At 59.1% G+C, this 16610-nt stretch carries 13 protein-coding genes; 4 read left to right on the top strand and 9 right to left on the bottom strand.

Going from position 1 to position 16610, the window contains the following annotated elements:
• The first annotated feature begins 96 nt into the window (after positions 1-96).
• From ABEH27_RS07225 to ABEH27_RS07210, 4 genes are all read left to right on the top strand, one after another.
• Positions 97-1335: an MFS transporter gene (locus ABEH27_RS07225; protein WP_346612896.1), complete on the top strand. Its 1239-nt coding sequence runs from the start codon at positions 97-99 to the stop codon at positions 1333-1335.
• Between the two features lie 36 nt (positions 1336-1371).
• Positions 1372-2145: a helix-turn-helix transcriptional regulator gene (locus ABEH27_RS07220; RefSeq protein ID WP_346612895.1), complete on the top strand. Its 774-nt coding sequence runs from the start codon at positions 1372-1374 to the stop codon at positions 2143-2145.
• Positions 2146-2289: 144 nt separating this feature from the next.
• The gene (locus ABEH27_RS07215) at positions 2290-4203 is read left to right on the top strand and encodes a tyrosine-protein phosphatase (protein ID WP_346612894.1); all 1914 of its coding nucleotides are present in this window, start codon (positions 2290-2292) and stop codon (positions 4201-4203) included.
• 377 nt (positions 4204-4580) lie between these two features.
• Positions 4581-6722, top strand: a complete 2142-nt coding sequence (locus tag ABEH27_RS07210; RefSeq protein ID WP_346612893.1) for an HAD-IA family hydrolase — start codon at positions 4581-4583, stop codon at positions 6720-6722.
• Positions 6723-6741: 19 nt separating this feature from the next.
• Here ABEH27_RS07210 and ABEH27_RS07205 read toward each other — a convergent pair whose 3' ends face one another.
• The 9 genes from ABEH27_RS07205 to galB form a co-directional block, all read right to left on the bottom strand.
• The gene (locus ABEH27_RS07205; RefSeq protein WP_346612892.1) at positions 6742-7662 is read right to left on the bottom strand and encodes an AraC family transcriptional regulator; all 921 of its coding nucleotides are present in this window, start codon (positions 7660-7662) and stop codon (positions 6742-6744) included.
• A gap of 871 nt (positions 7663-8533) precedes the next feature.
• Positions 8534-9763, bottom strand: coding sequence for an OprD family porin (locus ABEH27_RS07200; RefSeq protein WP_346612891.1), 1230 nt, complete (start codon positions 9761-9763; stop codon positions 8534-8536).
• Positions 9764-9845: 82 nt separating this feature from the next.
• Entirely contained in the window at positions 9846-11159 is a 1314-nt protein-coding gene (locus ABEH27_RS07195) for a dicarboxylate/amino acid:cation symporter (RefSeq protein WP_346612890.1), read from the bottom strand.
• 51 nt (positions 11160-11210) lie between these two features.
• On the bottom strand, positions 11211-12074 hold the full coding sequence (locus tag ABEH27_RS07190; RefSeq protein WP_346612889.1) for an amidohydrolase family protein: 864 nt from the start codon (positions 12072-12074) through the stop codon (positions 11211-11213).
• A gap of 115 nt (positions 12075-12189) precedes the next feature.
• Positions 12190-13074, bottom strand: coding sequence for a LysR substrate-binding domain-containing protein (locus ABEH27_RS07185; protein ID WP_186666371.1), 885 nt, complete (start codon positions 13072-13074; stop codon positions 12190-12192).
• Positions 13075-13097: 23 nt separating this feature from the next.
• Positions 13098-14021, bottom strand: a complete 924-nt coding sequence (locus tag ABEH27_RS07180; protein ID WP_346612888.1) for a DUF1932 domain-containing protein — start codon at positions 14019-14021, stop codon at positions 13098-13100.
• On the bottom strand, positions 14018-15106 hold the full coding sequence (locus tag ABEH27_RS07175; protein WP_346612887.1) for a 4-oxalomesaconate tautomerase: 1089 nt from the start codon (positions 15104-15106) through the stop codon (positions 14018-14020). Before ABEH27_RS07175 ends, ABEH27_RS07180 begins: the two co-directional genes overlap by 4 nt.
• 4 nt (positions 15107-15110) lie before the next feature.
• Positions 15111-15827 carry a 4-carboxy-4-hydroxy-2-oxoadipate aldolase/oxaloacetate decarboxylase gene (locus tag ABEH27_RS07170; RefSeq protein ID WP_186666347.1) on the bottom strand — a complete coding sequence of 239 codons (717 nt, stop codon included), beginning with the start codon at positions 15825-15827 and terminating at the stop codon, positions 15111-15113.
• Positions 15824-16561, bottom strand: a complete 738-nt coding sequence (galB, locus tag ABEH27_RS07165) for a 4-oxalmesaconate hydratase (protein ID WP_346612886.1) — start codon at positions 16559-16561, stop codon at positions 15824-15826. The genes ABEH27_RS07170 and galB overlap by 4 nt, the downstream gene beginning before the upstream one ends.
• Positions 16562-16610 lie beyond the last annotated feature (49 nt).

Below are 16610 nucleotides of genomic sequence, written 5' to 3'. Positions count from 1 at the left end.
CTAGTGAGTGCCTGTTCGACGTGAGACAGGCAAAAGCACCGCTGGATATCCTCCAGCGGCAATGCCTTGCCATCACTCGAAAAAAGAGCCTCGCTTATGACGACTTCTGCCGCCACCTTGGCCTCGCCAACCACGCACGCCGCCGACCAACCCCAGGGGTTTCTGGTGCGCATTGTCGGCGCCGCTGCATTCGCCCACTTGCTCAATGACCTGATCCAGGCCGTGCTGCCGTCTATCTACCCGATGCTCAAAAGCGATTTCTCGCTGAGCTTCGCGCAGATCGGTTGGATCGCCCTGATCTACCAGGTGACCGCCTCGCTGCTGCAGCCCTGGGTGGGCATGTACACCGACAAACACCCGCAACCATACCTGCTGCCGGCCGGCATGCTGGTAACCCTGGTCGGCATCGCCCTGCTGGCCTTCGCCGGCAGTTACGAAATGCTGCTGGTGGCGGCAGCGGTGGTTGGCGTCGGCTCCGCGACCTTCCACCCCGAAGCCTCACGGGTCGCGCGCATGGCCTCGGGCGGGCGCTTCGGCACCGCGCAATCGACCTTTCAGGTGGGCGGCAACACCGGGTCGGCCATCGGCCCCCTGCTGACCGCAGCCATCATCATCCCCTACGGCCAGTCAGCCATTGCCTGGTTCATGTTGGCAGCGGCGCTGGCGGTCTGCGTGCTGCTGCGGGTCACTGGGTGGACCGTCCGCCACGGCCAGACCCACCTCAAGAGCTTTGCCGGGCAACAGGCACCGGGGCTTTCAAAGGGCGCCATGTGGCGCGCAGTTAGCGTCATTTGCGTACTGATGTTTGCCAAGTTCGTGTACATCGCTTCGTTTACCAACTACTTCACCTTCTACCTGATCGAGCACTTCGGCCTTAGCGTGCAGCAAAGCCAGCTGTACCTGTTCGTGTTCCTCGCTGCCGTGGCATTGGGCACCTTCGCGGGTGGGCCGGTGGGCGACCGCATCGGGCGCAAGGCGGTGATCTGGGTTTCCTTCCTGGGGGTTGCGCCGTTCGCCCTTGCCCTGCCCTACGCCGACCTGTTCTGGACGGCGGTACTGGCGGTGGTCATCGGCCTGGTGATGTCGTCGGCGTTTGCCGCGCTGGTGGTGTATGCCCAGGAAGCCGTGCCAGGCCGCGTGGGCATGGTGTCGGGCGTGATGTTCGGGCTGATGTTCGGCATCAGCGGCATCGGCGCCGCGGGCTTGGGCGAGCTGGCTGACCTGCACGGCATCGAGTGGGTGTACCAAGTGATCTCGTTCCTGCCGCTGCTGGGTGTGGCCACCGCGTTGCTGCCTGCGACCCGCTCCAAAGCGCGCCCGAAGACCTGCTGCTAAGATGGCCACGCTGAAATACGGCAACATGAGGGGACCATGCTCAAGCCACTGAAAGACATGCTGGTAGAGGTGGATGAATGGACCTGGGAGGTCGGTAGCCGCGCTACCGACTACCCGCCGGACTGGTACATCGCACGGCACTCGCACGCCAAGCATCAGCTGATTTATGCCATCAAGGGCCTGATGATCGTCGAGTCGCAGGCCGAGCGCTGGACCGTGCCGACCAGCCGCGGCATCTGGATGCCCTGCGGCCAGGAGCATGCCATTCGCTGCGTAGGCGATGTGAAGATGCGCAGTGTGTTCGTGCGCCCGGATGCTGCGGCGAGCCTGCCCCGCCAGAGCAAGGCGATCAGCATTTCGCCCCTGCTCAGCGAGCTGATCAAGGCCTCGGTGAACTTGCGCGGGCCGTTCGCCGAGGACTCGCGCGAGGCGCGCATGATGCGCCTGATCCTCGACGAGATCAGCGTGCTGCCAACCCTGCCGCTGAAGCTGCTGCACCCCAGCGACCCGCGCTTGCTGGCGATCTGTTCTGCCCTGCAGCAACGCCCGGACGACCCGTCCACCGTGGCTGACTGGGGGCTGCACCTGGGCGTCGACGAGAAGACCATACAGCGCCTGTTCCGCAAGGAAACCGGCATGACCTTCGGCCAGTGGCGCCAGCAGGCGCGGCTGATGCAGGCGCTGGAACGCATCGCCCTGGGCGAGCGCATCATCGACGTGGCCGGCACGCTGGGCTATGACAGCCCCAGCGCCTTCGCCAGCATGTTCAAGCGCCAGTTCGGCACCACACCCAGCCAGTTTTTCAAATAGCCGCAACGCGGCTCGGCCCGGACAGAAAACGCAGCCAGCGGACAGATCACGCAGGCTTCCGCATCGCGACTCAACTTGTAACATTCAGTTTCATCTTGCCCCCGGAGAGTAGCGCAACCACGCACTCAACCGAGGCTCTTACCCGTGTTGCAACGTCTGTTCTGCTCCCTGTCCCTGCTCACCCTTGGCGTCTGCGCCGCCCACGCTGCCGATGCGCTCGACACCCCGCGCCTGGCCGGCATGGACAACTTCCGCGACATCGCCGGCACCACTTCGGCCTACACCACAAGCCACGATGGCGTGATGCGTGCCGGGGTGTTCTACCGCGCCAATGCCCTCACCCCAACCGCCGCCGACCAGGCCGTGCTCAATGGCCTGGGTATCAGCGATGTCTACGACCTGCGCACCCCCAGTGAAATCGCCGCTACGCCCGACACCCTGCCCGCCGGTGCCACCTACACCAACATCGACATCATCGGCAGCACCACCTCGGGCGCCAACATCACCAACATCTCGTTCACCAGCGCCGACCAGGCGCGGGCCATGATGCAGGAAACCAACCGCGCCTTCGTCAGTGATGCCGGCATGCGTGGGCAGTTTTCGGTGCTGTTCAACGAGCTGGCCAGTGCCGACGGCGCCGCACTGTTCCACTGCACCGCCGGCAAGGACCGCACCGGCTGGACCACCGCCGTGCTGCTGAGCATTGCCGGTGTCGACGACACGACGATCATGAGCAACTACCTGGCCACCAACGACTACACCGCCGCCCGCGTGGCCGCGACCCTGGCGGCCATGCCAGCGAGCATGGCGCAGGTGTATGCGCCACTGCTGGGTGTCGAGGCCAGCTACCTGCAGGCCGGCCTGGACGAGGTCAGGGCCGAATACGGCAGCATGGACAATTACCTCAAGCAAGGCCTGGGGCTGAGCCAGGAAACCATCTACGTGCTGCGCGGCAAGATGGTGCGCTACGCCACACTGCCGGGCGAAGCGGGCTTGCTGGGCAACGCTGCCGCTGGCGCGCAACTGCTGGGGCAACTGCAGGACACGCCGCTGTCGGGCACCTACAGCGCCTACAACTACTACCTGCAGTCAGCCATCGACGCCGGCACCCTGGGCGGCGTGGAAGCGACCGTGGGTGGCCAGGTACACGCCGATGCCGCCAGCTACCTGCTGCGCCAGGGCGCGATGATCGACCGCGCCGCTTCGCCCTTCGCCGACGGCAGCGACCTGAAGGTTGGCCAGTCGCGCGTGTGGAGTACCGCGCTGGCCGGCTACCTGGGCACCGACGGTTCGGCCCACGCCGCCAGCAGCAACGAGCACAGCCAAGGCTTGATGTTCGGCATGACCCAGCGCTTCTCGGAACAGCTCAGCGCCCACGCAGGCGTCGGCTACAGCAACGGCAACGTCGGCGGCGCAGGCGGCGAAGCAGACACCGACCTGGCCTTCCTCAGCCTTGGCGCGCGCTTCGCCCCGGGCGGCCTGGAACAAGGCCTGTTCATCGACGCCGATGCCAGCGCCGGCTACCTCGACTATTCCAGCAAACGCGAACTCGGCGGCGGCCTGGGCACCGCCAAGGGTGACAGCCACGGTACCCTGGCCGGTGCCAGCCTGGCGCTGGGCTATCGCCTGAACACCGCAGGTGTGGTGCTGGAGCCTAGCCTGGGTGTGCGGGTGAGCCGCGTCGACCTGGCCGGTTTCACCGAAAAAGGCAGCGAACTGGCGCTGCAGGTGGACGACTTGCAGGACACCCGTCGCAGCGCAGTCGCCAACCTCAAGGCCTCCTTCACCCCGCTCACCCTGGGCAGCTGGCAGTTGGTGCCGGGGGTCGAGGTGGGCTACGAGCATGCCTTGGGCGACCACCAGGTCGACAGCGAAGGGCACCTGTTGGGGCTGGACATTCAGCAGCGCGCGGCCTTCGACAACCGCGACCAGTTCAACGCCGGGGTGAACCTGATGGCCCACCTCGGCGCCCTGAGTGTCGGCGCCGAAGTGGCGGCCTTGAGCGGCGGCGACAGCCATGGCGCCAGCGGCAGCCTCAAGGCCAGCTACGCCTTCTGAGCAAAAACCGAAGCCTTGCATGTGATCGCCGATACATGCAAGGCTGAAAAAGGAATACCCGTCACTGAACAGGAAGCTCATCACCCAATGTTTGGAATCACACGTATCCATCGCTACTTGCGCTCACTGCCTGCAAACCGAACTGCAGCCAGTGGGCGTGAAGTCAAAGTCAAACAGCGCGCCCGTCGCACCTCAAAGCTTGTAGACCTCCTGTGTAAACCCCGCTCCGTCCCGCCCTACCTCTGCGTCACCCCTGAGCGCCCCCCTGTCGACCGTGTGCCTCCCACCTGACGAAGCTGATTGCAGATTTGTGTCGTCGTCGCTTGTGCCCGTTGGCAGAGCGGCAAGGTTCATTCGTCAAAACAGGGAACACATCCATGATTTTTTTTCAGGGCAAACGTATTTTCAGCGCCATCTTCGACATGGACGGCACCATGTTCGACACCGAGCGCTTGCGCTTCAAAACGCTCAAGCAAGCTTCGCTGGAGATCTTCGGCAAGGCGCTGAGCGAGCAGACGCTGATCGGCTCGCTGGGCCTGAGCGCCAAAAAAGCCGAGGCACTGGCCAAGGCGCACAACGGTGAAGACTTCCCGTATGCGCACATTCGCCAACGCGCCGATGAACTTGAACTGGAGCACGTGCGCAACCACGGCGTGCCGATCAAGCCCGGCCTGCTGGAAGTGCTCGAACGGCTGCGCAAGTCTGGCCTGACCATGGCGGTGGCCACGTCCAGCCGCCGGGCCATTGCCGAGGAGTACCTGATCAACGCCAACGTGCTCAAGTATTTCGACGTCACCGTGTGTGGCGACGAAGTGGGCCAGGGCAAACCCCACCCGGAAATTTTCCTGCGCGCTGCCAGTGCGCTCAACTGCGAGCCGGGCCAGTGCCTGATGCTCGAAGACTCCGAGAACGGCCTGCTGTCGGCCATTCGCGCCGAAGGGCAGGCCATCCTGATCGAGGACATCAAACCCCCGGCCCCCGAGGTCAAGGCGGGCGCGTTCAAAGCCTACCGCAGCATGCATGAATTCCTCGCCGACCTGAGCGAGTGCGTTCCGCACCTGGGCACGCCGGCACTGCACGAGCCGTTTCCCGCCTCACTGAACCAGTTCCGCGTCGGCATCCATGGTTTCGGGGCCATCGGCGGCGGTTACCTGACCCAGGTGTTCTCCCACTGGGACGGCTATACCCGGCCATGCGAAATCATCGCCGCCACCCGCTCGCGCATGCTGCGCGAAACCGTCAGCGCGTTCGGCAATTACAGCGTGCGCTACGGCGCCACCTCGTTCGACCAGGCCATCGACAACGTGCGCATGATCGACATGGGCGATGAAGACGCCGTGGTCGCGATGTACACCGCAGCAGAAATCATCGGCCTCAGCCTGCCAGAGCAGGCCATTCGCAAACAGGCCAGGGTCATCGCCAAAGGGCTGCTGCAACGCTTCGAACGCCGCGGCCGCGCGCTCACCATTCTGACCGTGCTGAACAAGATCGGCGGCGCCGCATTCGTGCGGCTGCACGTTCAGGCAGAGCTTGAACTGCTGTGCCCACCCGCCATCAGCCAGCAGGTGCTGGAAAAGACCCATTTTGCCGAAACCGTGGTCAGCCGCATTGTTTCCAAGATCAGCAATGACGCACTGGTGCGGCAACTGCGCATCAAATCGCAGATGTTCCAGAACAGCCTGGAAGACGAGCCTGCGCAAGCCGGCAAACCCACCACGCCGCTACCTGAATACGAACGGCTGCTCGGCCGCTTCCGGCCCTTCGCCCAGTCCAGCAGCGTGATGAGCCAGCTGCACCTGATCCTGTTCAACAGCGAGCCGGACATGCCCCTGTACGTCGAGCGCGGCAGTGACCTGCTGGAGCGCTTGCGCCAAGTCAAGACCGTCGCCGACATCGGCTTGATCCAGCTCATCAAGAACCGCCTGTGGAACGGCCCGCACGCCATCATTGCCTGGTACGCCAGCGTGCTGGGGTATGACTGGGTAGGCCAGGGCATGGGCGATGCGCGGGTGAGTGCGCTGGCAGAGCGCCTGATCAACCAGGAAGTCGCGCCCGCGCTGACGGCCGAGCACCCACACATGGCAGACGTGATCCGCAGTTTTGCGCAAACCTTTCTGGAGCGCTGCAAAACCTCGTTCAAAGACCCCTGCACCCGGGTAGGCCGCGACCCGCTGCGCAAGCTGCAGCGCAACGAGCGCATCCTCAGTAGCATCGACCTTGCCCGCAAGCATGGCATTGCAACGCCCAGCCTGACATTCGGCGCAGCCCTTGCCGTGCACTATGCGCTGCGTTGCGCTGACAGCAAGGACCAGGAAGCGCAGCTGATGAAACGGCTGTACCAGGCTAACGGCGAGAGCCTCGAGGCTGTGCTGACCCATGACGGTGACTACAACGGCAAGCCCTACCCCGGTATGGACGCGTCTGCGGACGCCGAATTGATCGCTGCTATCGCCGATCATTTCGAGCAGTTGCAGCGACTGCGTTCGTGCTCAACCACAGAAAAGATGGCGCTTGCCTGATCCACATGCAGGGTGGGGGCTAGCGCCCCCTGACCTGCGCAGGGCTCACTCCAAACGCCTGCTGAAAATACTGCGCAAACCGCCCGGCATTGCTGAACCCATGCTGTAAGGCCACCTGCGCCACCGAGCCACCCTGCCCGCTCGCCAGCACCCGCCGCGCCTGCTCCAGCCGCACCTGCCGTTGGTAACCGACAATCGAAGTACCGGCAAACCGCTTAAAGCCATCCTGCAGCGCACGCAAACTCACATTCACCCGCCCCGCCAGGTCGCTGCCAGTGAGCAGGCTCAGCGGCTGCTCGTGAATATATTCCATGGCCAACTTCACATGCCTGGGCGCAATCGAAGGCATCGGGCTGCGCAAGGCCTCGCTGTAATTGTGCGGCCAGGTTTCCAGCACTGCATCGACCAGCATCTCCTGCAGCCGCACCGGCATCAGCAGGCCGCTGCTGATCAGTTGATCGAACTCAGCGCCGGTGGCCATTTCCAGCAACGCACGGATGCCTTTGAACGCCGCCACATTCAGGTCCACCACCGGGGCAAACCGAACTGGCGCGGCCAGTGGCCGGCCCAGCAACGCCGAAAGCCGTTCGGCAAACAACCCACGGCGAATCGACATCCCGCATTGGGCATGGCCCTCGGCGAAGCGCACCGAACGGATGTCCAGCTTGTCGACCGCCAGGCCAACCTGCGCCCCGCCGATCGACTCGCCACGGTGATCGAAAATGATCTTGCCCGCCGTGGGCAGCACAAAGGTGATCTCATCCTGCGGCGTGGGCAAGGCGATGGTGAAGTCGCCCTGGTAGTGCATGCGCCGCACGCTCATGCCCTCGAAGCGGCCATACACACCGCCAATGGCGATGGCCTCCCCCAGCGGCGGCATGTCGGCATACAGGTTGCCGTGCAATTGCGTGAACAGCGCAGCGAAATCGTCGCTGCGCATGTTGTCGGACCGGAGCATGAACGTGTTGCGGGTTGTGCTGGCGTACACCGTGTCGCACACCTTGTGCTGGAGAAGGGACCCGCACGCTAGCAAGCGCACGTGACAGCTACATGACGTGGCGTCTGAAGGCCGGGGCCGCTTCGCGGCCCATCGCCGGCAAGCGCGGCTCCCACAGGTACTGCGCAGGCCAGGAGGCCGGTTGTATTTCTGTGGGAGATTCCCAGCCCATCGGGCTGCGCTGTCGCGCAGAGAACAAAGCCCGCGAGCGCGCCGCATATCCTGTGGAAGCCGGCTTGCCGGCGATGAGGCAACTACTGACTACATGAAGGCCGGGGCCGCTACCGCTACGCGGCCCATCGCCGGCAAGCGCGGCTCCCACAGGTACTGCGCAGGCCCGGAGGCTGGTTGTATTTCTGTGGGAGATTCCCAGCCCATCGGGCTGCGCTGTCGCGCATAGAACAAAGCCCTCGAGCGCGCCGCATACCCTGTGGGAGCCGGCTTGCCGGCGATGAGGCCGGTACTGACTACAGGGCGTTGGCACGGTGTCTGCCATGGGGCGTTTGCGGTCATTTACGACCGGCAGCTGTCGACCCAAAGCTGCCTATCGCGAAGGGCCGCCACTGGCCAATAGCAGTAGCTTTGCGGTGATTCTAGGATACAGCATTCATGCTGTTCGCAATCAGTTGATCAAGCCGGGTTCAAGGCGACCTGCTAGCAATCCATAATCATCTACTTTTTAAAGCATTTGAGATTAGCCTTATCATCCCCGTCTAAAACTGCCAGATTTTAACGCCCGTTCTTGCCGAACCTGGCAGCACCGTCCTCGAACGCGACAGGCAATCCTACCTACCTTTGGGCTGGGGTCTCTGTGTCAGAATGATGTGAAAAGGTAGCTTGCGATCAACCGTGTCTCATCGATGTCGCGCAGATCATCGCTGCGAAATGTTGCATTGCGCAGCCTTAGAGAAAATCCTTTTAGCTTCCCTTGAAACGCATAGTTCAATTCCACGTCACGCTCCCATTCTTTGTCGGCACCAACCTTCTTCAATCCGTCTCCATGAATATAGGCCGTGAAGAAACTCAGTCCCGGAACCCCGAGTGCAGCAAAGTCATAGCCATAGCGAAACTGCCAGCTACGCTCTCCTGCGCTCCCGAAGTCGTGATACTGCACATAGTTGGGAAGGTAGGGGTTATTGATGTAAGCAAACCCAGTCGATCCCTGCATGACCTGGTACGTCGCCATCACGCTGTGGCCATTATTCATTGAGTAGTTGAACGAGGCCGCATAGGCTCGGTTATCGACATCACCAGCCTTGGCGGCACCGATGTTGCTGCTCGCAAAAGCACGCAGATCGGTAGTGAGGTTACCGTTTCCTAGTGGCATACTGTGAACCAAGCCAACATATTGTTGACGATAAACGTCATCCAGCTCTCCGTAGAAATAACTGGCGCTCAGCTGAGGCGTGATTTTATAAGTGGCTCCCCCGAGTCGATAAAAATCACCGATCCCAGTTGCACGATAGCGGCCATCTTTCACGGCGAGGGTGATGTCCTTCAAGTCCGTAGAGTCTGGGGTAATGGTCTGGTCGAACTGCGCGAGGTTGAGAGTCAATCGATCAATATCTGTCGAGGTGACTTGGAACCCCTGAAATGTCTGCGGCGTCAATCTACTATTGTTGTACTGGAGAACAGGATATTTGGGCAGTGACATGCCGTATCGAACAGTGGTGTCGAATACTTTGGTTTTCACGCCGTACCCAGCCTTTGAATACTCGTCTACTGCTTCGCCAGAATCGTTTCTTGGAAGCAACCCACTACCTGAACGATCAGGGCTAGAGTCCAGTCTGTACCCTGCAAAGATCAATGCGTCCGCCCCGAAGCCAACCGGGCCTGATGTATAACCAGACTCATAGTTAAGTAAAAGCCCTTGAGCCCACTCTTCTCTTTTCGATACCCCGGTGCCTTCCCGGAAGTCTCCATTGTAATAAAAGTTTCGGGCCTCCAATCGGATTTTGCTGCCCTCAATAAAACCTTCCGCAAAAGTGTTGCTGGTCGCGAGAATCAAAGGAATGACAATTGAGCATGAGAGAGTACGATTCATTTTTATTATTATCCTGACGCAAAGGCCCGCTGCTCGGCCTAAGGCCGAACAGGGGCATATTTTATTGTATTAGTTTGAGGCCTTATTTCTTGATGCTGAGTTCTTGTGCAAGCTTTTCGCGATCCAGTTCTTTCTCCCATGCGGAGACGACCAGCGCTGCCACACCGTTGCCAACCAGGTTGGTCATGGCAAGGCCAGTCCCCATGAAACGGTGGATACCAAGGATAAGTACCATGCCTGCTACAGGAACAACCGGCACGACCATGAGTGTGCTGGTCAGCATCACGAACGCAGCGCCCGATACGCCACTGGCGCCTTTCGATGTCAGCATTGCCACCACCACCAGCGTCAATTGCTGGCTGAGGGACAGCTCGATATTCAGGGCTTGAGCAATGAAAAGGACTGCCATCGTCAGGTATATATTGGTGCCATCCAGGTTGAACGAGTACCCCGTCGGGATGACCAGTCCTACGACTGGTTTGGAACAGCCCAAACGCTCCATTTTTTCCATGATTTGAGGCAGTACCACTTCTGAGGAACTGGTGCCGAGCACCACCAGTAGCTCTTCCTTGATGTAAGCGATGAATCGCAGAATGCTAAATCCGCAAACCTTGGCCACTGCACCGAGAATGACGATTACGAAAAGCGCGCACAGGATGTAGAAACTGCCGACCAGCTTCATGAGAGGCAGCAAGGCGCCAACCCCATAGGTGCCTACGGTGAAAGCAATCGCACCAAACGCACCTACGGCAGAGAGCTTGGCGATGATGTGGACGATCCGGAAGAAAACCCCTGACAAACCTTCGATGATGTCGTAGACCGGCTTTCCCTTTGCACCCATCGCCGAGAGTGCGCATCCAAAAAGGACAGACACCAGCAGGATGCAGAGCACATTCCCTTCGGCGAAAGCTTGGACAAATGTTGAGGGAATAATCCCCATCAGAAACTCAACCATGTGCATGTGTTGAGCCTGTTCGGCGAACCCAGTTACAGCTGAGGCGTCCAGAGAGTTCACATCTACGTTGAAGCCTCCACCGGGGTTGAAAAGGTGGCCCCCAATCAAGCCGATGATGAGGGACACCGTGGAGATGACTTCAAAGTAGAGCAGGGCCTTGCCACCAACGCGACCCACTTTCTTCAGATCTCGCATCCCAGCGATACCGCTTACCACCGTGCAGAAAACGACGGGGCCGATAATCATCTTGATCAGCTTGATGAAGGCATCGCCCAGAGGTTTTAGGTCAGCGGCGAATGTAGGCCAGAAGTGACCGACCACGACGCCAGCAATGATTCCAAGTAGAACCTGGAAGTACATCGCTTTGTAGAAGGGCGGTTTGGCTTTCACCACGGAGGGTGATGTAGCTTCGGCCTGAGCAGACGCAGGGCTGGAGTTCATAGCTATTCTCACTGAAATCTTATTGTTGGAGGAATGGTCTAGCGTTGTTGCTTAGCGTCCGTATAGTTTCAGGGGATTTTCTACCAACAGCTTCTGGCGCTTCTCTGGATCCGTACAGAATCTGAACATCAGATCCACCAGTCCGCCGTCGTTTGGCATGTCCTTGGAGATGTTTGGATGTGGCCAGTCAGTACCCCACAGCACTCTATCCGGAGCGATCTCAATAAGCCGCTGTGCAAAAGGGATCGCATCCTCGAAAGGTCGACGACCTGCGGAGACACGTTCGGCGCCGCAGACCTTCACCCAGGCCAATGGGTTTTCCATCAGTTGTTGGAGCGCGTGGAATGGTGTCTGGTCGATGCCATCCTGGGCTTTGACTCGGCCCATGTGGTCTATGATGAAAGGTACCGGGATCCGCGCAAGCCGATCTGCGTAGGTGAGGATGTCTTGGGCGTCGAGGTGCAGAACCACGTGCCATCCAAGATCTGCAAGACGATCTACGGTGCTGTCGAAAACATCGAGATCGGGGGCTCCGCCCAGGTGAGCTACGAAGTTGAAACGAACCCCACGAACACCGCCGGCATCAAGGGCTGCCAGTTGTTCATCAGATTCGGTGCCATTCACGATGGCTACACCCCGATAGCGCCCCTCACTGCGAGCAATCGTGTCGAGCATGGCGCGATTGTCGGTACCGTGGCAGCTGGCCTGGACGATTACGCCACGGCTGAAACCGAGGTGATCGTGCAAAGACCGCAAAGTTTCGAAAGGGGCATCTGGAGGCGTATAGCTGCGGTCTTCTGCGTAAGGGAAAACCGAGGCTGGCCCAAACACATGGCAATGTGCGTCCCATGCGCCTTCTGGCAGCTTTTGCAGCGGGATGGTGGGGTGTGGATCTGGAGCGAGGCAGGATTTCATCTCGTATCCTATTAGTCGTTGTTAGTGGAATCGATAACCCGATGGTGGGCGTCTTCCGGCCTCTCAACAACTCGACCCAAGTTCTAGCAGTTATGCAGTTTTTGCATGCGTTAGGCTAAGGTATGCAAATCTCACGCACGAGCGCCATCGTTTGTTCTGCGAGACGGGAGAGAGGTCTCTGCTCGAATGTGGCAACAAAAAGATGGGTCTGAATTGTGGGATCGACTATCTGTGCGGCTTTGAGACCTTCCAATTGGCCGTTGCCGTTAACCAGCGCGGAACGAAACAGCACTCCATAACCCATATCGAGATCAATCAGCTCCAGAAGGGACGGGATGCTGTCTATCTCCAGAGATATGTCGAGCTGAACCTCGTGGCGTGTAGCTTCAGTCTCGATCAAGCGCCGAATTGAATGAGGCTCACTCGGGGTAATGAGCGGAAACTTGCCCAAATCTTTCATCGGGACTGTGGCTGGGAGATCGGAATGCTGGCTCCCGATGAGCATCAATGGCTCAGAATGTAGGTGCTCGTATTGCAGCTGCGCCTTCTGTCCAGGGTTGAAAAGCAGCGCAAAATCCAGCCGCCCCAAGAGCAGCCACTCGCGCACCGAGTGAGTAAGGCCCTCTTTGATGCCTAGGATGCAATTAGGGAAGCGCTTGCGAAATGCCGTTACTAACGCCACGGTATGGCGCCGAGAAATGCTGGGCGGGAGGCCAATGACGACTTTGCCGGACAGGGTATCGCGCTGTTCCCGTAGGTCTTCTCGCGCTACCTGAACCTGTCTGAGAATGCCCTTACCGTGTTCGAAGAGTCGCTGGCCAGAACCGGTTAGTAATACCCCACGCCCATTACGCATCAGTAGATGCTCCTGGAGTTCGACCTCAAGCTGGCGAACCTGTCGACTCACGACAGACTGCGAGATGTTTAAGACAGCTGCGGCTTTGGTGAAACTGCCAAATTCCGCCACCCGTACAAAGCATTCCAGTTGCTTGAGATCCATGGGGCTCACTCAAAGACCTTATCTTACCCTTTTTCGAGGGCTTCACTTTGCTTGGCGGCTGAGCTGCCATAGAGGGTGTCGACAAATGCACTCCAACTGAAGGGTTCCAGCGTCGAATATTCGATGCCCGCTTCAGCCATGGAGTCTATAAGCCCTCGCTGAGCGCTCGCTGTCGCTCTACTCATGTAAGCGGTAACCCCTACATCGTTGACTGTCTTTTCAACCTCTTTCATCTCCTCTGATCGCCGTAACCCGTGCTCTGCCACCCGACTGATCAGATAGTGAGGGAGGTCACTGTTCCATCCCATACTTGGAAAGCTTTTGTGCAGCGATGTGAGAACCTCATCCTCCGCATCGTACTGGCGAGCAGCACTTAAGCATTCCGTCGTAAGAGCCTCTAAGCCCTTAATCATGATGCTTCGACACATCTTGATTGCTGAGGCCACGCCAATTGTGTTGGCGACCACGCGGGTGTTCATGCCAAGAGCGTTCAGTTTAGAGCAGACCTCATCGGACCGTGTGCCGCCCAGCAGTATGGGTGTGAGAAGTCGTTGCGGAGGAACGGGCGCCACGACGGCGGCGTCTACGTAATCAATTCCATATTGGGCCATAACGGCTTCTGCCACCCGCTTGGTTGCAGGAGCAATGGAGTTGATATCTATGAACAACTGCCCCTTCAGCATCAGTGGAGCCGCATCCTGTGCGACCCTGAGGGCATTGTCGGCGGTCACGGCAGAAATGACCCACTCCCCGCGCGATAGGGCAAGGGCAGCGCTATCGCAGACGGTCACGCCGCAGCGTCGCCCTTTGTCGAGCAGGGCTGGTCGTTTTTTCGGGTCATCGTGCAATCGATCATAGGTGAAAATTTCTATGCCAGCGGCAGCAAGGTCTTGCCCTAGGATGCCACCAGCTTCACCGAAGCCGATCAAGGTAAGGGTTTTGATCATTTTGTAGTTACCGATGGCCAAATTGAAGCAGGGATTAGCACATTTCCGTCAAAGAGCAATCGAGCCGTACGCACTAGTCCACAGCCTACGATCTTGTCTTCTCGCATGCGAAGCTCAACGGAGAATTCTCCAGATGGATGTTCTACGGATATTCTCACGTGATCATGGGGCTCGACCCTAGCGACGCTTGAAGCAACCGTGCCCTCAAGGCGACAGGCTGTTGCGACACTGACCGCGCCGAATACACCGATGGATGTGTGGCAGCGGTGGGGAATGAATGTGCGGCTGCTGATCGCGCCGCCATCACGCGCAGCCGCGATCAAAGACAACTTGGGTACGGTTCGGCTGCTAACGTCACCGAGATTCATCAGCTTCCCGGCTTTTAGTCTGATGGACTCAAGCTTCGATTTAAGCTCGGTATCACCATCGAGTTCCTCAGGGCTTTCGTATCCTGTGCGGCCCAAATCGGCTGCCCTTATCAGGACTACGGGCATGCCGTTATCAATGCATGTCACCTCTATGCCATCGACTTGGTCAACTGCGTTACCTGTCGGAAGTAGAGCCCCACAGCTGGAACCAGCGATGTCCTGGAATTCGACGATCAGAGGAGCACTGGATCCCGGAACACCATCGATTCTAGCCTCTCCGTCATACTTAACTCGACCCTCAACCGTCTGGACTTGAGCGATTGCGGTTTGGCCCGTATTAGCCATGAAGATGCGTACGGGCGTGATCGAATCATGCGCTGTTATCAAGCCCCGCTCGATGGCGAACGGGCCTACACCTGCCAGGATATTTCCGCAGTTTTGGCCGTAATCTACCTTGGCTTCTTCAACTGAAACCTGAGCGAACAAGTAGTCCACATCAGCGTCGGGACGATTTGAAGGGCTGATAATCGCTACCTTGCTAGTGAGCGAGTTCGCGCCACCAATTCCATCAATCTGGCGTGGATCAGGGGAGCCCATGGCAGCAAGTAATACCCGGTCTCGCGCCTCACCTTCGGGGGGCAACTCACTAGCGAGGAAGAACGCGCCTTTAGAGGTGCCGCCGCGAACCAACAGACAAGGAATTCGAGTCTGGCTCATGGCGTCACCCATCTAGATCGCTGAGCGAGTCGTAGTAGACCAAACCGCGATCAGCCAGCTTTTGGCGCATGTTGTAAATATCGAGGCCCAACTCACCTGCGGCGAGACGCAATCGCTTTTGCTCCTCCAGCTCAGCACGTTTGAGGCTGGTATCGACCACTTCCCTGACGTCTTGACGTCTGACGATCACGACGCCGTCATCATCTGCAACCACCACGTCTCCAGGCTCAACTAACTGGCCAGCGCAGACTATCGGAGTATTCACCGAGCCAATTGTCTCTTTCACCGTTCCCTGGGCATGCACTGTACGTGACCAGACCTTGAAACCCATTTCCCTGAGCGTTCGTGTATCCCGTACGCCCGCATCAATGACCAGACCTCTCACTCCCCGTGCTTGTAAGGAAGTTGCGAGCAGATCACCGAAGTAGCCATCAGTGCATGGGGAGGATGTCCCCACGACCAAGATATCTCCCGGCTGACACTGTTCTACCGCGACGTGAAACATCCAGTTGTCGCCGGGGGCAACCAGTGCCGTCACTGCGGAACCACTGATACCCTGATTCTGTTGAATGGGACGGATCGCTTTATCGAGCAGCCCCTTCCGGCCTTGGGCCTCGTGTACGGTTGCGACGCCGAACTCGTTAAGCGCGTCTATTAGGCCACCGTCAGCTCGGGAAATATTGCGGATCACAATTCCTGTCTTTCCAATGAGGCTGCTCATCCCAGGTTCTCCGTAACGCGAGGGAAGAGGCTTTCATAGCCCTCTGCGTAGACAATGTTTCGCGAAGAGGAGATGCCGACGTTGCGCTTGGCTTGCACACCTCGTTGCAGAGCCACGCGAGTGTAGTACTCCCAGAGGTGTTCCTGACCTGCCATGCACTGAATCGCCGCGTACTTTTTGTCCCACACCTCAGTGATGTCCAACAGCACGTCAGGCCTCCACTCACACTGCTCAGGCTGGTGTGGCTCAAAGCTATAGACAGGGGGAGCGCCGACGATCTTTTCGCCAGGCTTGTAGCCCTCAGCCTGAGCGATAATGCGGGCCTCCTGTGTGAGGTTCATTGCGAGTGGGTGGTCGTAGTTGTACGGATCCCTGATTGAATGGCTCAGTACAAACTCCGGTTGAACTCGTCGAAAGACGTCGGCGAGGCGAAACAGGGTTTCCTTGTCTGCGCGCATCGGATAGTCACCAATATCGAAAAACTCGACGCTGGCGCCCAGGATTTCAGCGGCAGCTTGAGCTTCCTCGCGACGAGCCGCTTTCACCCTCTCTTCAGTCATCTCACCCTTACGCCACAATTTGGCAGACTCACCGCGTTCGCCGTAGGACAGGCAAACGATGTGTACGGCATATCCCTGTTGGGTATGAAGGGCGATGGCGCCACCTGCGCGCCAAACAAAATCGGCGGAATGCGCACTGACGATCAAGGCTGTTTTTTGTTGTGAGGTGTTCATTTGTGGCTCGTCTCATCGTAGGGATCGATGGGACATACCGTCGCATACG

Origin of the sequence: Pseudomonas sp. P39-UII1 (assembly GCF_039672635.1) — a bacterium.
Lineage (GTDB): Bacteria > Pseudomonadota > Gammaproteobacteria > Pseudomonadales > Pseudomonadaceae > Aquipseudomonas.
Note: the sequence above shows the minus strand (reverse complement) of the source record. Positions and strands in the feature narration are given on the sequence as shown.